Source organism: Mesorhizobium cantuariense (assembly GCF_042647205.1).
Taxonomy (GTDB): Bacteria; Pseudomonadota; Alphaproteobacteria; order Rhizobiales; family Rhizobiaceae; genus Mesorhizobium; species Mesorhizobium cantuariense.
In genome coordinates, this window is sequence record NZ_JBHRVD010000001.1 from 4,571,882 (window position 1) to 4,591,941 (window position 20,060).

The 20,060-nt window shown below is 63.5% G+C and carries 13 protein-coding genes and 1 pseudogene; 11 read left to right on the forward strand and 3 right to left on the reverse strand.

Going from position 1 to position 20,060, the window contains the following annotated elements; translation table 11 throughout:
• Positions 1-40 precede the first annotated feature (40 nt).
• On the forward strand, positions 41-934 hold the full coding sequence (locus ACFOJ9_RS22180) for a LysR family transcriptional regulator (protein ID WP_378981310.1): 894 nt from the start codon (positions 41-43) through the stop codon (positions 932-934).
• Between the two features lie 58 nt (positions 935-992).
• On the opposite strand, the gene ACFOJ9_RS22185 is transcribed toward ACFOJ9_RS22180, so the two are convergent.
• The 3 genes from ACFOJ9_RS22185 to ACFOJ9_RS22195 form a co-directional block, all read right to left on the reverse strand.
• Entirely contained in the window at positions 993-2,288 is a 1,296-nt protein-coding gene (locus ACFOJ9_RS22185) for an HlyD family type I secretion periplasmic adaptor subunit (RefSeq protein WP_378981312.1), read from the reverse strand.
• 11 nt (positions 2,289-2,299) lie between these two features.
• A complete protein-coding gene (locus tag ACFOJ9_RS22190) occupies positions 2,300-4,105 on the reverse strand; it encodes a type I secretion system permease/ATPase (protein WP_378987960.1) in 1,806 nt (601 codons plus the stop codon).
• A gap of 216 nt (positions 4,106-4,321) precedes the next feature.
• Positions 4,322-7,207: a beta strand repeat-containing protein gene (locus tag ACFOJ9_RS22195; RefSeq protein WP_378981314.1), complete on the reverse strand. Its 2,886-nt coding sequence runs from the start codon at positions 7,205-7,207 to the stop codon at positions 4,322-4,324.
• Between the two features lie 627 nt (positions 7,208-7,834).
• On the opposite strand from ACFOJ9_RS22195, the gene ACFOJ9_RS22200 reads away from it, so the two are divergent.
• From ACFOJ9_RS22200 to ACFOJ9_RS22245, 10 genes and pseudogenes are all read left to right on the forward strand, one after another.
• On the forward strand, positions 7,835-8,914 hold the full coding sequence (locus ACFOJ9_RS22200; protein WP_378977646.1) for an IS630 family transposase: 1,080 nt from the start codon (positions 7,835-7,837) through the stop codon (positions 8,912-8,914).
• 187 nt (positions 8,915-9,101) lie between these two features.
• On the forward strand, positions 9,102-9,869 hold the full coding sequence (locus tag ACFOJ9_RS22205) for a response regulator (RefSeq protein WP_378981316.1): 768 nt from the start codon (positions 9,102-9,104) through the stop codon (positions 9,867-9,869).
• Positions 9,870-10,023: 154 nt separating this feature from the next.
• The gene (locus ACFOJ9_RS22210) at positions 10,024-12,657 is read left to right on the forward strand and encodes a bifunctional diguanylate cyclase/phosphodiesterase (protein ID WP_378981318.1); all 2,634 of its coding nucleotides are present in this window, start codon (positions 10,024-10,026) and stop codon (positions 12,655-12,657) included.
• 263 nt (positions 12,658-12,920) lie between these two features.
• Positions 12,921-14,489: an FAD-dependent monooxygenase gene (locus ACFOJ9_RS22215; RefSeq protein WP_378981320.1), complete on the forward strand. Its 1,569-nt coding sequence runs from the start codon at positions 12,921-12,923 to the stop codon at positions 14,487-14,489.
• Positions 14,490-14,582: 93 nt separating this feature from the next.
• Positions 14,583-15,224, forward strand: a pseudogene (locus ACFOJ9_RS22220) (glutathione S-transferase family protein); the annotation flags it as partial.
• A gap of 250 nt (positions 15,225-15,474) precedes the next feature.
• Entirely contained in the window at positions 15,475-16,335 is an 861-nt protein-coding gene (locus ACFOJ9_RS22225; RefSeq protein WP_378981322.1) for an FAD binding domain-containing protein, read from the forward strand.
• Complete coding sequence (locus ACFOJ9_RS22230; RefSeq protein ID WP_378981324.1) at positions 16,335-16,811, forward strand: (2Fe-2S)-binding protein; 477 nt, start codon at positions 16,335-16,337, stop codon at positions 16,809-16,811. The genes ACFOJ9_RS22225 and ACFOJ9_RS22230 overlap by 1 nt, the downstream gene beginning before the upstream one ends.
• 2 nt (positions 16,812-16,813) lie before the next feature.
• The gene (locus tag ACFOJ9_RS22235; RefSeq protein WP_378981326.1) at positions 16,814-19,075 is read left to right on the forward strand and encodes a xanthine dehydrogenase family protein molybdopterin-binding subunit; all 2,262 of its coding nucleotides are present in this window, start codon (positions 16,814-16,816) and stop codon (positions 19,073-19,075) included.
• On the forward strand, positions 19,075-19,320 hold the full coding sequence (locus ACFOJ9_RS22240; RefSeq protein ID WP_292643612.1) for a MoaD/ThiS family protein: 246 nt from the start codon (positions 19,075-19,077) through the stop codon (positions 19,318-19,320). The genes ACFOJ9_RS22235 and ACFOJ9_RS22240 overlap by 1 nt, the downstream gene beginning before the upstream one ends.
• 281 nt (positions 19,321-19,601) lie before the next feature.
• Complete coding sequence (locus ACFOJ9_RS22245; RefSeq protein ID WP_378981328.1) at positions 19,602-20,042, forward strand: hypothetical protein; 441 nt, start codon at positions 19,602-19,604, stop codon at positions 20,040-20,042.
• The last annotated feature ends 18 nt before the right edge of the window (positions 20,043-20,060 follow it).

The window sequence follows — 20,060 nt, forward strand, 5'->3', positions numbered from 1 at the left end:
GCCTATTGACATCACTATTCGGAAACTGCGAACAAAGGTCATGGATCGGCTGGACACGATGCGGCTCTTTGTTCGCGTTCTGGAGCGGCGCAGCTTCACCGCTGCCGCGGCCGATCTCGGCCTGCCGCGTTCAACAGCGACGGAAGCGATCCGGCGGCTGGAAGCGCATCTCGGCGCGCGGCTTCTGGAACGAACGACGCGACAGGTGAACGCCACGCAGGACGGCGAAGCCTATTATCGGCGCTGCCTGTCGATCCTGGCCGAGATCGAGGATGCCGAGGCCGCCTTCCGCAATGCCGAGCCTTTCGGCCTGCTGCGCATCGACGCCAGCACGCTGCTCACCCGCACGTTCCTTTTGCCGCGCTTGCCGGAGTTCCTCGACCGCTATCCCCGCATCGACCTGCAGATCGGCCAGAGCGACCGGCTGGTCGATCTCGTGCGCGAAGGCGTCGACTGCGTCATCCGCGTCGGCGAGCCGCCCGACAGCGGCATGATCATGCGCCGCCTGGCTGTCATCCGCGAGATCACCTGCGCCAGCCCCGCCTATCTCGAACGCCACGGCACGCCCGCCTCCCCCGATGCGCTCGATGGCCATGAGGCGGTGGGCTTCGTCTCGTCGCGCACCGGCGAGACCCTTCCGTTCGAATTCACTGTCGCCGGCAAGACCCGCGAGGTCAGGCTGCCGGGGCGCGTGGCGGCCAACAATTCCGACACGGCCGCCGATCTGGCGCGGCTTGGCCTCGGCCTCATCCAGGCGCCGCGCTATCGCTTCGAGAAGGATCTCGCCGATGGGACGCTGGTCGAGGTGCTGGCCGACTACCCGCCATCGCCGACGCCGCTGTCGGCGCTTTACCCGCAGAACAGACAGCTCTCGCCACGCCTTCGCGTCTTCCTCGACTGGGCCTCGCGCATCTTCGCCGAGGCGAACCTTTAGGGGCTAGCGGCAGAGCGGATCGAAACGATCCGGACAACCCTGTCTTCCGAGCGTTACTTCATTCCCTGAAGGCGCGGCTGATCTGGTCCTGCAGCGGCTTGACAAGGTAAGAGATCACGGTCCGGTCGGCGGTCTTGATGAAGGATTCCACCGGCATGCCCGGAACCAGCTTGACCTCGCCGAGGCGAGCCACCTCGGTGTTCGTGGTCGAGATGCGAACGGTGTAATAGCTGATGCCGGTGCGCTGGTCGGTCGTCGTGTCCGGCGAGGTGCGTTCGACCGTGCCGTTGATCTCCGGCGTGGTGCGCTGGTTGAAGGCCGAGAAGCGCAGCGCCGCCGGCTGGCCGATCCAGAGCTGGTCGATGTCGCTCGGCGCGATCTTGGCCTCGACCGTCAGACTGTCACTGTCGGGCACGATCTGCATGATCGTCTGTCCAGGCGTGATGACGCCGCCGATCGTATGGGTGATGGACTGCTGCACGACGCCGTCCTGCGGCGCGCGGATGTCGATACGCTTGAGCTGATCCTCGGCGGCGATCTTGCGCTCCGTCAGTTCGCCGACCTTGCTGTCGATCTCGCGCAAATCCTTGTTGACCTCGGTGCTGAGCTCAAGGTCGATTTGGATGATCTGCAAATTGATCTCGGCGATCCTGCCTTGGGCCTGCGCCAGCGCCGCCGTCAACTGGCCGCGTTCGCCATCGAGCCGAGCCGACTCGCGCTCCATCGCGGTCAGGCGGTCGATCGAAATCAGCCGCTTTTTCCACAGCGTGCGTATGCTGCCCAGTTCTTCCTCGACAAGCGCGATTTCCTGCGACTTGGCGTCCGCCTGGGCCGTGTTGCCGCCGATCTCCTTCTGCAGCTGGAGGATGCGCTCCTGCAACTGGCTCTTCTGACCGGAACGAGCCGCCCGCCGCGTCTCAAACACCTGTTCCTCGCCGGCGATGATCTCGGCGATCGCCGGATCACTGCTGCGATCGAGAAGGTCCTGCGGAAATGCGACGGCGCCGGCGCCCTGGCGTTCGGCTTCGAGGCGGGCCTCTCGCGCCGACAGCTGGTCGAGCGCCTTAGTGACGACGGCGAGATTGGCCGCCGGCATGGTTGGGTCGAGCCGCACAAGCAGCGCGCCGTGCTTGACGCGGTCGCCGTCCCGCGCGGCGATCTCGCCGACGATGCCGCCGGTCGAATGCTGCACGTCCTTGACGTGGGAATCGACGACGAGAACCCCCGACGCGATGACCGCTCCCGAAATCCGGGTCAGCGAGGCCCAGCCGCCGACGCCGCCGACCAGCAGCGCGACCGCAATGAGGCCGAAGCGCATGTAGCCTCGAATGGATTGGTGGGAGGGACTGAGCATCGTTCCTCGCCTCATTCACCAGCCGCGGCCACGCCAGGCCGCGGCGCCGACTCCTCAGTGGCGAGCCTGAGGTGCGGCACGGCTGTCACCGCCGGTTGCGGCCGCGGAAACAGCTTGGCCAGAACCTCGTCCTTGAGGCCGAACGCCTGAACGCGGCCCTGGTTCATGGCGAGGATGAAATCGACCGTGACGAGCGCGCTGGGCCGGTGTGCCACGAGCACGACGATGCCGCCACGCTGCCGCACCGAGACAATCGCCTGGAACAGCGCCTGCTCGCCTTCGGCGTCGAGGTTGGAGTTCGGTTCGTCGAGCACCACCAGGAAAGGATCGCGATAAAGCGCGCGGGCCAGCGCGATGCGCTGGCGCTGGCCGGCCGAGACGGCCTCGCCGAGTTCGCCGATCTGTGTCTCGTACCCGTCGCGGAACCCGACGATGAGATCATGCGCGCCGGCCACCTTGGCGGCAGCGATGATCAACGCGGGGTCGGCGTCGGGCTCGAAACGTGCGATGTTTTCGGCAATCGAGCCGGCAAACAGCTCGACGTCTTGCGGCAGATAACCGACGAAGCGGCCGCGATCCTCCGGCGACCATTGGTCGAGATCGGCGCCGTCGAGCCGGATCCTGCCGGCGGCCGGCTGCCAGACCCCGACAAGCGCCCTGACCAGCGTCGACTTGCCCGAACCGCTAGGGCCGATGATACCGACGGCGTGTCCAGCTTCCAGCGCAAAGCTGGCGTCCTGCACCAGCAGCCGCTGCGTGCCGGGCGCTGCGACGCTGACGACCTGCATGAAAACGTGGCGGTTCGGGGTTGGCATCGCCATCGGCTCGGCGTCGGCCGGGACGGTGGCGAGAATCTTGGTCAGCCGCTGCCAGCCTTGCCGCGCTGTCAGGAAACCTTTCCAGTTGGCGATGACCATATCGACGGGAGCCAGCGCGCGACCGCTCAGGATCGACGCGGTGATGATGATGCCGGCCGTTGCCTGCTGCTCGATCACCAGCCAGGCGCCGACGCCGAGCATCGCCGATTGCAGCAGCATGCGCAGCACCTTGGATACGGCGCCGAAGCCGCCGGCGATATCGCTGACGCTGCGCTGCTCGGCGAGATAGTCGCGATTGGCCTCCTCCCATCGCTTCGCCATCCGGCCACCCATGCCGAGTGCCGCGATGACTTCCGCATTGCGATTGCCGACCGTGGTCAGGCCGTTGCGGACGATGCCGGCCTGGGTGCCGGAGGTGACCGGCTTGCGCGTCAGCCGCTCGGCATAGACAGTCAACAATACAAGTACGATCGCCCCGACCAGGGCGGTCAGGCCGAGAAGCACGTGGAACATGAAGATGATGGCCAGATAAAGCGGCAGCCATGGCAGATCGAACAGCGCGGTCGGACCGGTGCCCGAAAGGAAATTGCGCACGCTGTCGAGATCGCGCACAGGCTGCATGCTGTCGCCGTTGCGCCCGACTTTGAGCGGCAGCTTGAGGACGCTGGAATAGACGCGAGCACCGAGCGCCTCGTCAAGGGCGCCGCCGATGCGCACCAGGATGCGGCCGCGGATGAAATCGAGCACGCCCTGCCCGGCATAAAGGATTGCGACGAGCACGCTGAGGCCGATGAGGGTCGGCACGCTGCGGCTCGGCAGCACGCGATCGTAGACTTCGAGCATGTAGAGCGAGCCGGCGAGCATCAGCACGTTGAGCACGCCGCTGAAAAGCGCGACCGAGGCAAGCGCTGAACGGCACGCGGCCAATGCGGCCGCGAGCTCGGAGCGTTCGGGCCCCGCTCCCGGCCGCTTTATCTTCCCCGGCTTGCCGTCGGCCATGCGAGCAGAGCGCGGATTCACGGCAGACTCACGGCGAGAAGAACTCCAGATGTAAAGCAAAACCAGCGCGCCGAGCGTTCCCCCAAGAACCGCCCAGCGCGTGCTTGTTTCCAGCGCTGCCAACTGCACTCCACCAAGAACGAGCATAAACACGCCGGTGCCGAGGATGAGCCTAAGAGATCTTGCCAGCAGTGTCATGCCGAGCGCTTCCTGGCGTCAGCCGCCATCATTGGCGTAGATGTGCAATATCGCCCCTTCGAACGTCATGCCGGTGTTGTTGTAGAAATCGAGTTCCTGGTGGATGAGGTTTCCGGCAAGTTCGGATCCACCGGTGGCAGACTCGGCATCCAGCCCGACGTTCCAGGAAGCACTGCTCGCCTTCACCGCGCTTCCGCCACCCCAATCCTCGAAGTTAGAGGAAGAGTTCCCGCCATTCGTCACCTGCAGCCAGTCGATCGCCTGGTCGAGATATTTGTGGGGGCTGTTGGGATCGGAGGCGTCGCCGATCGGATTCCCGGCAAGGTAGTTGAGCCAGGTGGCTACCGCATCGCGGCCGATAACAAAGCGCGTATCCTGCGAATCCTTGGCAGATGCATTGATCACCTTGAGTGCATCGGCATAGGAGATGAAGAACGTGTCTTCTCCGACATCACTCAGTCCGTTCTTGTTGTAGTCTCCGATCAAAAGGCCCAGTTTACCTGCGTCCAGGCTTCCATTGTGATCGGCGTCGACAGCGTAGCGCAGTTCGCCCGACGCAAAGTTCGGGCCTGATTTGTCAGCACCGGCAACACCGTCCCAGAACGACTTGCCGAGATTGCTCCAGAACCCTGGCGTACGCACCCCGGGTCCGTCGAACGACGATACGGTTGCGGTGTCTTGGGCGCTGACCTCGTTCAGACTGTCATCGTCATGAGCGGCGACTTCCACGGTATTGGTTCTGGAGGCGGCATTCGGAGCCAGGTTGAAGGCGCTGGTCGCTTCGAAGACCCAGGTCTCGTTGCTGTCGACCTGGTAATCGCCGTCGGCATCGCCGGACACATAGTGGGTGCCGTGCGAGCTGTTGGCCACGAAGCCGCTGAGCAGATTGATGTCGTCGCCGGTATTCGCCGTGCCGTTGTCATCGATGAGCGAGGTCAGCGTCAACGGATCAAGCGCGCCCGCTGCGCTCGTGTTGGTTATGGCATAGTGATAGGTGGCGTTCTGCGCCCCCGACTGAACGGTTTCGGACGAATGGAATATGCCGTCGTGATCGGCATCGACAGTCTTGTCGATGGCGATCGACGGCGCGACATCGTTCACCGTCACGGTCGCCGTGTCGTTGGCGGTCACGTCGGTGAGGCTGTCGTCGTCATGGCCATGCACCACGACCGTGTTGACGATGCTGCCGGCATTGTGCGCGGCGATGTTGACGGTCGCGTTGAAGGTCCAGGTCTCGTCGCTGTCGACCTGATAGTCGCCGTCGGTGTCGCCGTCCGCATAATGGGTGCCGTAGTCGCTGCCCTTCACGAAGCCGTCGAGCAGGTTGATGTCGTCGCCCGGACTTCCCGGCGTCGCATTGTCGTCGACCAGCGAGGTCAGCGTCAGCGGATCAAGCGCGCCAGCCGGGCTCGTATTCGTCACCTTGTAGGTATAGGTGACATCACCGGACGCGCCTTCATCGATCGAGATCGTATCCGCCGTCTTTTCGATGGCGATCGACGGCGCGACATCCGTCACCGTCACGGTCGCCGTGTCGTTGGCGGTCACGTCGGTGAGGCTGTCGTCGTCATGGCCATGCACCACGACCGTGTTGACGATGCTGCCGGCATTGTGCGCGGCGATGTTGACGGTCGCGTTGAAGGTCCAGGTCTCGTCGCTGTCGACCTGATAGTCGCCGTCGGTGTCGCCGTCCGCATAATGGGTGCCGTAGTCGCTGCCCTTCACGAAGCCGTCGAGCAGGTTGATGTCGTCGCCCGGACTTCCCGGCGTCGCATTGTCGTCGACCAGCGAAGTCAGCGTCAGCGGATCGAGCGCGCCAGCCGCGCTCGTGTTCGTCACCTTGTAGGTATAGGTGACATCACCGGACGCGCCCTCATCGATCGAGATCGTATCCGCCGTCTTTTCGATAGCAATCGCCGGCGCGACATCCGTCACCGTCACGGTCGCCGCGTCGTTGGCGGTTACGTCGGTGAGACTGTCGTCGTCATGGCCATGCACCACGACCGTGTTGACGATGCTGCTGCCGGCATTGTGCGCGGCGATGTTGACCGTTGCGTTGAACGTCCATGTCTCGTCGCTGTCGACGAGATAGTCGTTGTCGGTGTCGCCGGACACGTAGTGGGTGCCGTGTGTGCTGTTGGCCACGAAGCCGTCGAGCAGGTTGATGTCGTCGCCCGGGCTTCCCGGCGTCGCATTGTCGTCGACCAGCGAAGTCAGCGTCAGCGGGTCGGCCGCACCGGCCGGGCTCGTGTTCATCACTTCATAGGTATAGGTGACTCGGGTGGCCACACCCTCGTTGATCGATGTCGGATCGGCGGTCTTTTCGACGACGATCGCCGCCGTATCTGCGCCGGTGCCGGACGTCGTGGTGGTGCGCCACTCTTCGAAGCCGCCGTTCGATCCCGAGAAGCCTGAAAACAGCGTCACATAGGAATCAGCGGTGACACCGGCGTCCGTGAAGGAACTGACCGGGATGAGCACCCGGTAATCATCCGTTCCCGATCCATGATTGGCATCGATCAGCAGATGTGAGGTGTCGAGTGAGTAGACCGTGTCGAAACCGGCAAACCCCGCAGTGTAGTCGGCAAGGGTGGCCCCGGAGCCGGAAAGGTAGATGTTCAGATCGGTCAGCGTGATCTGGCCGTTCTCCGCGCTGTTGCTTTCGTTGAGGTCCAACCGGAATTCGATGTATTCGACGCCATCGACGGTGATCGGAACAAGGTCGCCATACTGCAGGCTGTGCGTGAACGAGGCTTTGTTGTCGAGCACATTGCCGTTCTCGTCGGTATTGAAGCCCGCCTCTACATTTGTCGCCTGCAGCCGCAGGAAGGAATCGTAGTTGCCGGTTCCCGATCCTACGGTCGTTGCCTCGAGAAGGGCGTCATCGCCGATATCGATCGCCATGTTACTTCCTCCACCATGTTGTACGGTTGGCGGCCGGGCCGTCACCGTCTACCCCAGTATGATTGCGACGCCGGCGCAGGGCGTTCGGCTGTCCGCAAAACGCGGCCATGCCGGCGAGCAATCGTTTCGTGACAAAAGCCTTGAACAGGGAAAAGGCCGGCGGAGAGACTGCCTCCCGGTCGCCAGACACAGTTATTCCAGGACGGAACTGGCCCGTCGTCAGACTGACTGCTACCCCCACACCCAAAGCCCCAAACCCCTACACGATCCCCAACGATCGCCCAGACGTTAATATTTCCCAAACCATATTTCGCAGGTTGCAATGCGATCGTCTATATATCCCCGGTTATAGACAGCAAGGCATCGTTAATTTCGGAAAAGTGCTTATTCCAACAAAGAATAAATACACAATACTGATTGAATTATTTTCGAGACTCGGGCTCCACGAGGAGAATTATAAAATTTTCCTGGCGGAACCGATAGATTTTTCAAGATGAAGACCAGCATCGGCACGCTGGAGTGGCGTTTTCTTTCAGCCGGACGTCGCGCGTCTTGCTAGTGGATTGATCGGGACAGAAGAGTCCTTTTTGGGATTCCCCGGATCGCTTCGGCATGCGACATTGCGGGATGCGCACTGGTATCAGCATCGACATCACGGCTTCGGACAGAATTCGGCTTGAAGGGATCGTCGCAGCACGGAGTTCGCCTCAGAAGCATGTCTGGCGAGCGCGGATCATTCTGTTGAGCGGTGATGGCCTGGGGACCGCCGCGATCATGACGATGACAGCCAAGTCGAAGACCTGCGTGTGGCGCTGGCAGGAGCGCTTCATGAACGAAGGCGTCGACGGCCTGCTGCGCGACAAGACGCGGCCACCGGGCATTGCACCGCTTCAGTCTGTGCTGGTCGACAGGGTCGTGGCGCTGACACTCGATCCGCCAGACCACGAGGCGACGCACTGGACGGTCCGCGCGATGGCGAAGGCGGTCGGCATCGCGGCGTCTTCGGTGGTGAAGATCTGGCACGACCATGGCCTTGCGCCTCACCGCTGGCGCAGCTTCAAGCTGTCCAACGACAAGGCGTTTGCCGAGAAGCTTCACGATGTGGTCGGGCTCTACGTCTCGCCCCCCGCTCATGCCATCGTGCTGTCGGTCGACGAAAAGAGCCAAATCCAGGCGCTCGACCGCACTCAGCCGGGGTTGCCGCTGAAGCGCGGTCGCGGGGCGACAATGACGCACGACTACAAGCGCAACGGCACGACGACCCTGTTCGCCGCGCTCAACGTCCTCGATGGCTCGGTGATCGGCCGTAATATGCAGCGCCATCGCCATCAGGAGTTCATCCGCTTCCTCAACGCCGTCGAGGCTGAACTTCCGCCCGACAAGGCCGTCCATGTGATCCTCGACAACTATGCCACTCACAAGCAGCCCAAAGTACGCGCTTGGCTGGCCAGGCATTCGCGCTGGACCTTCCATTTTGTGCCGACATCCTGCTCATGGCTCAATGCTGTCGAGGGCTTCTTCGCCAAGCTCACACGCCGCCGGCTGAAGCACGGTGTCTTCTACTCCGTCGTCGATCTCCAGGCCGCCATCAATCGCTTCATCACCGAGCACAATCAGCAATCCCGACCGTTCGTCTGGAGAGCCGACCCACACAAAATCATCGCCGCCGTCAGGCGCGGGCACCAAACGTTGGAATCAATCCACTAGAAGTGCCGCTTCGAGATTAACTAAGCAATTGCTAATGTTTTGCGCAGCCGCGCTGCTTCTGTCAGCATGGCCTCACGCTTCGGGGGATGCGGACCGGGTTGCGATGTCCGCTTCTTCGGCAAGAAGCAGTCACTGGCGTGTCGTGGAGACACGCAAAGGGAGAAGACGGCATGACCGAGCACGGGCGATGGCCGCCACCCATCGTTGGCAATTTTCCGGCATGGGGCCGTGGCGCCAAGGGCCGGCTGCTGGCGAGCTGACGATGGTCACCACGGTTTTCGTCGCCGACGACCATCCGCTGCTGCTGCACGGTCTGACCGACCTGATTGCCCGCGACCCTGGTTTCCGGGTGGTCGGTTCGGCGCAGGACGGCACCGTCGCTATGGCCATGATCCGGCGCGACGTGCCTGATGTCGCGGTGCTCGACATCAGCATGCCGGGACTGAGCGGTCTCGACATCGCCGCCGAAATCGGCAGGCAGGGCCTTGCGACGCTTTGCGTGCTTTTGACGGTCGGCGCCTCGCAAGCCCAGCTTTACGACGCGGTCGCGGTTGGCGTTGCCGGAATCGTATTCAAGGAGGCCGCCGTCGAGGCGCTGCTCAGATGTCTGCACGAGGTCGCCGGGGGTGGCCGCTGGCTGCCGGTCGAGATTGTCGGCAAGGCCGTGCAGGACGAGGCGTCCCGCCGGATCAAATGGCAGAAACTGTCGTCGCGGCTGACTAGGCGAGAGATGGAGATCACCCGGCTGGTTGCCGCGGACACGCCGTACGAACGCATCGCGTTCGATATCGGCATCTCGAAAGGCACGCTGAAAATCCATATGAACAACATCTATCGCAAATTGGAGATCGCCTCGCGCGTGCAGCTTTTGCAACTGGCCGCCGGCCAGATCGGGCCGACTGCCGGCGGCCCTCGCGATCAGTTCGGTTTTGCAAATCCGGCCAGGGACGCGTAGCCGCGCACCACCACAAGCGCCGGTTCAGCCTGCGCGCTGAAATGCCAGCATAGGCTGATGCTGAAACTTCCTGCCAGCCTGGAAGGGCAAATTTAAGCGTTTGCTACTAGGTTCCACCGAGGGGCTATTGTTCAGGAAAGGTATTCGGGTTGAATTGGCCACAACGGAACTCAGTCTCGGCCGCGTAAGACAGGCCGTTTTTTCTTCCGCCAACTTGCCGGCGGCGATCGCTTTTGTCGTGCTCCTGGTCTGCGCCGTCTTTGCCGACCAGCAGAACAGAAGGGTCTCCGACCAATTGGCGCGCGCCGATGTATTGGCCAAGGTCAACATCATCCGCGCCAAGCTCGAAGGCAACATAGGCGGCAATCTTCAGCTTGTTCAGGGGCTTGTCTCGACCATCGTCACGGAGCCCTATATGGGCCAGCAGAGATTTGCCTCGCTTGCGGGCAATCTGTTCCAGCAGAAATCGCAGTTGCGCAATATCGCCGGCGCGCCCGACCTCGTCATCTCGCTGATGTATCCGATGGCAGGCAACGAGAAGGCGATCGGGCTCGATTACCGCAAGAACGAGGCGCAACGCATGGCGGCGCTGCGGGCGCGCGACCAGCACGTACTGGTGTTTGCCGGCCCCGTCGACCTCGCCCAGGGCGGGCGCGGCTTCATCGGCCGCATTCCGGTCTTTGTGCCGACGGCGGGCGGCGGCGACCGCTTCTGGGGCATCGTCTCGGCAGTGGTCGATGTCGACCGGCTCTACGCGGCGAGCGGGCTGACCGACCCGGATATCGACATCGATGTCGCACTCACAGGCAAGGATGCGCTGGGCGGCGGCGGCGAACGCTTCTTCGGCGGCGACAATGTCGTCGCCGGAAATCCCGTTTCTGCCGATGTGCAGCTGTCTTCAGGCTCCTGGCAGATTTCGGCCATCCCCAAAGGCGGCTGGCCAGCCGCTCCAAAGAACGAGCTGGCCTTGCGGGCGCTCATGTTACTTGCCGGCGCATTGGTGGTGCTGCCGATCATGGTGGCCGGGCGGCTGTTCGGCGAAAGGCAGAAACACTACGCCGAGCTGAGACGCCTGTCCGGGCGCCTGGAGTTGGCGCTAGGAGCCTCGGGCATCGGCGTTTGGGAACACGACCTCGCTACCAACAAAATGCTGTGGGATGATCGCGTCAACGAAATCTACGGCAAGCCGGAAGACGGCAAGCCGCGCGGCTATGATGACTGGGCGCAGGCGATCCATCCTGAAGACATCGGGCGGGCGCTGCGGGACTTCGATCTGGCCGCCGCGAAAAAGGGCCTCTACTCCTCACAATACCGGCTCCTGCGCCCCGACGGCACGGTCCGCCATGTGCGCACGCGTGCAAGCTTCTTCCAGGATATCGACGGCACGTCAAAGCTGATCGGCGCCGAATGGGACGTGACCAGCGACGTGCTGCTCAACGAGACCCTTGTGCGCGAGCGCCAATTGACGGAATCGAAGAACGCCGAGCTTAATCTTGCCAAGGCGCATATTGAGTATGCGGCGCTGCACGATTCGCTGACCGGGCTGCCAAACCGCCGCTATCTCGACGAGCTGCTGGCAGAAAACAGCGAACCGGACCGCCACACGGCGCTGCTGCATCTGGATCTGGACCGCTTCAAGCAAATCAACGACACGCTCGGCCACGCCGCCGGCGATGCCATGCTGGTGCATGCCTCGACTGTCATCAAGGCCAATGCTGGCCCTGCCGATTTCGTTGCGCGCATCGGCGGCGACGAGTTCGTCGTGGTGAGCCATGGGCGTGACGACGACGAGCTCGCGGCGCTCGCCGACCGCATTATCGAGGCGATGCGCCAGCCTGTCGACTATCGCGGCCATCCGTGCCGGTTCGGAGTGAGTATCGGCATTGCCGCCAACAGCGGCGTCGACGCCAGGCAGCTGCTCGTCAACGCCGATCTCGCGCTTTACCGGGCGAAAAGCCACGGCCGCAACCGCCACGAGTTCTTCAACGAGGCGCTGCAAAGCGAGATCGTGCGAACCAAGCAGATCGCCGATGAGATCCTGGGCGGGCTGGAGCGGAACGAATTCATCGCCTACTACCAGCCGCAGTTCGACGCCAGGACGCTCGAGATCGTCGGCGTCGAGGCGTTGTCGCGCTGGAAGCATCCGCGACGCGGCATCCTGGCCCCGGACGCGTACATGAAGGTGGCCGAAGAGCTCAATGTCGTGGCGCTGATCGACCGCATCGTCCTCAAGCACGCGCTGGAGAATTTCGAGCGTTGGTCGCGTAGCCACCTCAACATCCCGCGCGTGTCGGTCAACGTCTCGGCCAGGCGCCTGGAGGACAAGGACTTGATCGAGGGCCTGCGCAAACTCGACATCAAGCCGGGAACCATGTCGTTCGAGCTGGTCGAGTCCATCTTCCTCGACGAGAACGATGATCTGGTCACCTGGAACATCGAGCACATCAAGGATCTCGGCATCGACATCGAGATCGACGATTTCGGCACCGGCTATGCCTCGATCGTCTCGCTGCTCAAGCTGCGGCCTCGCCGCCTCAAGATCGACCGCCAACTGATCACACCCATCACCGGTTCAATGGCGCAGCAGCACCTGGTTGCGTCGATCATCGAGATCGGCAAATCGCTCGGCATCGAAGTGGTTGCCGAAGGCGTCGAGACGATGGAGCACGCGCGTATCCTGAAAGAGCTTGGCTGCGATATCCTGCAAGGCTATTTTTTGGGCCGCCCGATGGAGGACAAGGCCTTCAAAGCCTTCGCCCAGTCGCGCAAATGGCTGGCCGCGGGGTAATGGCCCCTAGCCGATAGCGTTGCCCCTGGTCGCTGCCGTGCCCGTTGCGGATCAGCCGCGGCGACGTTATGTAGCCCGTGTCGGAAAAGGCAGACTTGGTTTGGTAAGCCCAAGTCCTTTCGGTAACGAAAGCTCTGGTCTTTGGCTTCGTGCACGAGATCCCCACGACGAACATCGGACGCTTCCCAAGCGTTCAATCGTTCGTCCGTGTGGTGCTCAAGCTTGAGGAACGCTCCGGTCGAACATCGACCAAGGAGTCTTCCATGAACGAGCGACATTCCCCTCTCTATGACGTCGTAATTGCTGGAGCCGGCCCCGTCGGCTTGTTTCTCGCCTGCGAGCTGCGCCTCGCGAACCTCCAGGTCCTGGTGCTGGAGCAGGCCGAGGACCAGCGCTCCCCGTTGAAGCGGCTTCCATTCGGCATGCGCGGCCTCTCAGTGCCCACTCTTGAAGCCTTCCACCGTCGCGGCTTGCTGAACGACATCGCGGCGCCGCAACGCACGAAAGATGACGCGGGCAGCGCTTCGGCTGCCGCGCATTGGATGCAACAGGCACGCCGCCCGGGGGGCCATTTTGCCGGCATCCAGTTCTACCTCGACACCATAGACACCTCGAAATGGCCGTATCGCCTGCCAGATCCGGCCGGCACCAGCATGGCGGTCGAGATGGAGACCCTCGAAGCCGCCCTGGCCGCACGCGCAAGCGCGATCGGAGTCGAGATCAGGCGCGGGGTCGGCGTCGAAGACCTCGACCCGTCGGACGAAGACGTGACTGTTCGCGCCGGCGGCGAGACTTTTCGCGGACGTTGGCTCGTCGGTTGCGATGGCGGCCGCAGCACGGTGCGCAAGGCTGGCGGCTTCGAGTTCGTCGGCACCGATCCCGAATTCACCGGCTATTCTGTCAAGGTCGAGATGGCCGATCCCGACAAGCTGACCCCAGGCCGCCACTACACGCCGACCGGCATGTATACTTACGCGCCGCCCGGGGTGATCGCGATGGTCGATTTCGACGGCGGCGCGTTCCACCGAACCCAGCCGGTCACGCTCGAGCAGGTGCAGGCGGTGTTGCGGCATATTTCCGGCACCGACGTCACGGTGACGGCGCTCCGGCTTGCCACCACCTGGACGGATCGCGCCTACCAGGCGGCCGCCTACCGCAAAGGACGGGTGCTGCTCGCCGGCGACGCCGCGCACATCCATCCCCCCTTGGGTGGCCAGGGGCTCAACCTCGGACTTGGCGACGCGATGAACCTCGGCTGGAAGCTGGCTTCAACCATCCGTGGCGATGCGCCGGCCGGTCTGCTCGACAGCTATTTGAGCGAACGGCATCCGGTGGGGGCGCAGGTTCTTGACTGGTCGCGCGCCCAGGTCGCCCTCATGCGGCCGAGCCGGAGTTCGCGTGCGCTCGAAGCCATCATCCGTGATCTCATCGACACGCGCGACGGCGCGACATACTTCGCCGAGCGCGTCTGGGGCGTTTCTCTCCGCTACGATCTTGGCGGCAGCCATCCACTGGTGGGCCGCAGCGCGCCCGACTTCGAGCTGGTCGACGGGACGAGGCTCGGCGGACGCCTCAGGGAGGGGCGAGGCCTGCTTCTGGACTTCGAGATCAGTCCTCCCCTTCAAGCGCTTGCAAGCCGCTGGAGCGGGCGGATCGCCTATGTCGCAGGTGACGCCAGGGAGCGGCTGGGCTTGAGCGCGGTGCTGGTGCGCCCCGATGGCTTCATTGCCTGGGCCGCTAACGCTGCCCCTGACCCCGAGGAAACCGCACAGGCCGCGTCGCGATGGTTTGGCGAACCCGAACAGGATCGGACCGCGAAATCCCATGGCTGAAAAACGAGGTAAGGTGTCGGGAGTCACGCCGGTCGTTCGTCCTCTGGACGCAAAGCGCAGGAACTGGACACCTGATAGCCCCGGAGCCTTCCAATGACTCCCACCATCACAGCCTTTGAGCGGTCGCCCGATGGCGGCAAGGGACTGGCGCGCGATACGCGCGTTCGCTGGGCGCTGGAAGAAGTGGGCCAACCCTACGAGGTTCGTCATGTTTCGTTCAGGGCGATGAAGGAACCCGCACATCTGGCGCTTCATCCTTTCGGGCAGATTCCGACCTACGAAGAAGGCGATCTCGGCTTGTTCGAGACGGGGGCGATCGTGTTCCATATCGCGGAGCGCCATGCGGGCCTGTTGCCAGACGATGCGAATGCCCGGGCGCGTGCGATCACATGGATGTTCGCCGCGCTCAGCACGGTGGAGCCGCCGATACTTGAACTCGCAACCGCCAGGATCCATGAGGGCGACAAGCCCTGGTCCGCGCAACGGATGCCTCTCGTCGAGGATCGCGTCCGTAACCGGCTGGGCCAACTTTCCCGTCGCCTTGGCGATGCCGACTGGCTCGATGGCGCGTTCAGCGCCGGCGACCTGATGATGGTGTCGGTGCTGCTCAGGTTGAAAGCGTCGGGTATGCTGGACGACTATCCGAACCTCTCCGCCTATGTGGCCCGCGGCGAAGCACGGCCCGCCTACAAGCGCGCCTTTGACGCGCAATTGGCGGCTACACCGGCAAGCAACCGGCCGGCTGATGCGGGCCGTTCCGGGTCCAAGGCCGGACATGAGCGAATGAGCGCACTTGATCCACAGCCGAAGTTTTCCGAAAGTCATCTCAAAGCCGGTTTCTGCCATTCGGGGCGCATGTCAGTTCGGTCTATTGGGACTGGATATTGCGACGCCTGGCCCAATCGCCGCAGATGCGGAACCGGATAGCCATTATGAGGAGACTGTTTATAACGGTCGCTGAGATGACGATGATCAAGGGGAGACGATGCGCTACATACGTCCGCTTTCAATAGAAGATGCCGTTGGCCAGTTGGCCGGGTCGGCCGGTACGGCCGCCATCCTTGCGGGAGGCAGCGACCTCCTGGTCAGGATGAAGGGCGGTTTTGTCGAACCCGACCTGATCGTCGACATCAAGGCAATCGATGGCTTGAGCGAGATCCGGGAAACCGCTGAAGGCTTCAGCATAGGTGCCGCGGTCCCCTGCGCCGTGTTGGGAGAGAGCGCGGCCCTGAAGAAGGCATGGCCCGGCGTCGTCGAAGCGGCCAAGCTGATCGGCTCGAAACAGGTGCAGGGACGCTGCACCATAACAGGCAATCTCTGCAACGCCTCGCCGGCTGCCGACAGCGTGCCGGCGCTGGTGGCGGCCGGCGCCAGGGCATCGATTGTCGGGCCGGCGGGCAGGCGCACGATCCCCGTGCAGAGCGTGCCGACCGGGCCGGGCAAGACGTCGCTGGCCAAAGGCGAGATCATCGAGGCGATCCTGCTCGACAAGCGCGCGCCGCGGTCGGGAGATGCCTATCTGCGGTTCATTCCACGCACGGAGATGGATATCGCGGTGGTCAGCGCCGGCGTGAATTTGACGCTCGATGAGCAAGGTGTCGTTAAATCGGCTCGCGTGGCGCTGGGCGCCGTGGCGGCGACGGTGCTTCTGGTCGAAGAGGCCGCGGAGGTTCTCATCGGCTCCAAGCTGGACGAAGCGACGCTGGAGCGGCTCGCCAAGGTCTGCGCGGGGGCCTGTCGTCCCATCGACGACAAGCGCGGCACCATCGCATTCAGAAGGAAAGTTGCGGGCGTGCTGGCCAAGCGGGCCGCCACGACCGCCTATGCACGCGCAGGAGGCAAGTGATGGCTGGTGTAGCAGTTTCAACGACAATCAACGGCGACACTGTCGAGTACCTTTGCCAGCCGGACGAGACGCTGCTCGACGTCCTGCGCGATCGGCTGGGGCTGACAGGCGCCAAGGAAGGCTGCGGCACCGGCGACTGCGGCGCCTGCAGCATCATCCTCGACGATCGGCTGGTGTGCTCATGCCTGGTGCTCGGCGCGGAGGCTGAAGGCCGGCGCATCGAGACCATCGAGGGCATGGCGCATGGCGACAGGCTGCATCCGCTGCAGCAGAAGTTCCTCGAGCACGCAGCACTCCAATGCGGCATCTGCACGCCCGGCTTCCTGATCGCGGCGAAGGACCTTCTGGCCAAGAACCCCGACCCGACCGAGGAGGAAATCCGCTTCGGCCTTGCCGGCAACCTGTGCCGCTGCACCGGCTACGACAAGATCGTGCGCGCCGTCCAGGACGCCGCCATCGTGATGAAGGGAGCATGACCATGAATTTCGATCCACGTTTTTCCGGACGTAAATTCACCTCCGTCGGCACGCGTCCGATCCGTCCCGACGGTATCGACAAGGTGACGGGCCGCGCCCGCTACGGCGCCGACTTCAACATGGCCGGCCAGCTGGTCGGGCGTGTTCTCAGAAGCCCGCACGCTCACGCCAGGATCGTCAAGATCGACACGTCGAAGGCGGAAAAGCTCGCCGGCGTCAAGGCGGTGATCACTGCTGCCGACCTGCCGGACCTCACCGATGGCGATGCCGCCATGTACGACGTCCTCGACAATTGCATGGCGCGCACGAAGGCGCTCTATGACGGCCACGCGGTGGCCGCGGTGGCTGCGATCGACGCCCGCACGGCCAGGCAGGCGCTGAAGCTCATCGAGGTCGAGTACGAGCTGCTGGCGCATGTCACCGATGTCGACGAGGCGGCCAAGCACACGGCGCCCTTGATCAATGATGCCATCTTCACCGAGGGCCTCGAGGAGAAGCCGGTAAAACCCTCCAACGTCACCAAGCGCAGCCAGTTTGGCCATGGCGATGTCCACCAGGGTTTCGGGCACGCCGACTTCATCGTCGAGCGCTCTTTCAAGACCGAGCAGACGCACCAGGGCTATATCGAGCCGCATGCCTGCGTGGCGAATTTCAGCTCCGACGGCACCGCCGACCTTTGGGTGTGCACGCAGGGCCATTTCGTCTACCGCCAGCACTGCGCCCAGCTGCTTGGCATGGAAGCCTCGAAGCTGCGCGTCACCTCTTCGGAGATCGGCGGCGGTTTCGGCGGCAAGACCCATGTCTGGGCCGAGCCAGTGGCGCTGGCGCTGTCGCGCAAAGCCGGACGGCCGGTGAAGCTGGTGATGACCCGCGACGAGGTGTTCCGCGCTTCGGGCCCGACCAGCGCCACCTCGATCGACGTCAAGATCGGCGCCCGCAAGGACGGCACGATCACCGCCGCCGAGGCGACGCTGCGCTACAGCTGCGGCCCGTATGCCGGCTCCTGGGCCGAGATCGGCGCGATGACCGCGTTCGCCTGCTACAAGCTCGATAACGTCAAGACGGTCGGCTACGAAGTGCTGGTCAACCGGCCCAAGACCGCGGCCTATCGCGCGCCCTCGGCGCCGATGGCGGCCTTCGCGGTGGAAAGCGCCGTCGACGAGCTGGCCAAGGAGGTCGGCATGGATCCGGTCGAGTTCCGGATCAGGAACGCCGCACAGGAAGGCACGAGATCCTCTTACGGCCCGGTCTACGGCCCGATCGGCATCGGCCCGACGCTCGAGGCGGTGAAGAGCCATCCGCACATGAAGGCGCCGCTGGGCAAGAACCAGGGCCGCGGCATGGCTTGCGGCTTCTGGTTCAACTTCGGCGGCCAGACCTGCACCGACCTCAACATCGGCATGGACGGCTCGGTCTCGCTTGCCGTCGGAACCGTCGACGTCGGCGGCTCGCGCGCCTCGCTGTCGCTGGTGGCGGCGGAGGAACTCGGCATCGCCTATGAGCAGGTCAAGGCGATTGTCGCCGATACGTCCAGCCTCGGCTACAACGACATGACGGATGGCAGCCGCGGCACCTTCTCATCCTCCATGGCGACGATCTCCGCCGCCCGCAACGCGATCAGGATCCTGCGCGAACGCGCCGCACAGATGTGGGACATTGCCGTCGACGACGTGGTCTGGGAAAAGGGCCACGCGATTGCCAAAGGCGAGAAGCACGGCAATCTCGGCAAGCTGTCGCTGAAGGAGATCGCGGTCGAGTCGGGGAAGACCGGCGGACCGATCGCCGGCCACAGCGAGCTCGTCGCCGACGGCGCGGGCGTCTCCTTCGCCACCCATATCTGCGATATCGAGGTCGATCCTGAAACCGGCGCCACAAGGGTCCTGCGCTACACAGTCGTGCAAGATGCTGGCAAGGCGGTGCATCCGACCTATGTGGAGGGACAATACCAGGGTGGTGCCGCGCAAGGCATCGGCTGGGCGCTCAACGAGGAGTATATCTACGGCAAGGACGGGCGGCTTCAAAATGCTGGCTTCCTCGACTATCGCATCCCGGTCTGCTCGGACCTGCCGATGATCGACACCCAGATCCTCGAGATCCCCAATCCCAACCACCCTTACGGGGTGCGCGGCGTCGGCGAGACATCGATCGTGCCGCCGCTGGCTGCGATCGCCAATGCGGTGTCGAATGCGGTTGGCGTGCGGATGACGCATATCCCGATGTCGCCGCCGCGCATCCTGGCGGCGCTGGAGGAACGGGCGGGCTGATGGTCGAAGTGACGCTCTGGGGATCGCTTGGCGCGGCCGCCGGAGGCAAGAACAAGGTCGAGATCGAGGCCAAGGACATAAGGGAGCTGTTCAGGAAGCTGGCTGAACAGTATCCCGGCCTTGAGCCCTTGATCGACCGCGGCATCGCCGTCGCCATCGACGGGACGATCTATCGCGACACCTGGTCGAAGGAATTGCCAAAAGGCTCCGAAATTTTCCTGCTGCCGCGTCTTGCCGGGGGATAATCGGACAGCCTCCTGCCCCGTCCTCTCGACATATTCCGTGTAGCCGCCGCCATGTGGTTGCCTTCGGGCGACGCCCATTTCGTATCTTGTTGCGAAATGAGCGATGTCCGGCCCAGGGGCGCGCCTGCCATAAGCCTCGCTTCGTGGCTGTCTTGCCGCGGCCAAATTCTGATCGCGTGCTTGGGAACTAATGACGGACGAGACTGTTCAGTTGTAACTTTTATGCGACGCCGACATCCCGGCTGGCTGGGGCAAAGCGGCGACCTTGAGGAGTTCTCATCATGAAGATTTCGTCCGGATTTCGTTCAATCGCTGTTGCCGCCATCGCCACTGCCGGCGTTGCCTTTGCCAGCGCCGCGCATGCCGACAGCGGCACGATCCGCTTCGCCGTCTACAAGGCGGCCTTCTTCATTGGTGGATCCGGAGGCGAGGGCACGTTGACCTTCCATGGCCGCCGCTATCCCATCTCGGTCGGCGGCGTCTCGGGCGGCTTGGCCTTCGGCGTTTCCAAGACTTATTTCCAGGGTACCGTGCGCCATATCAGGCGGGCCCGTGATGTGACGGGGGTGTATGGTGCAGCGGGCGGTGGCGGCGCGCTCGGTAAAGGGGCTCAGGTCATCGTCATGACCAATGACAAGGGCGCCCAACTCGAACTGACAGGCAGGCAGGTCGGCCTGCAAGTCAACGCCGATCTCAGTGGTATGAGCATCTCGCTGAGGTAAGGCTGTCACCCCGTCAGA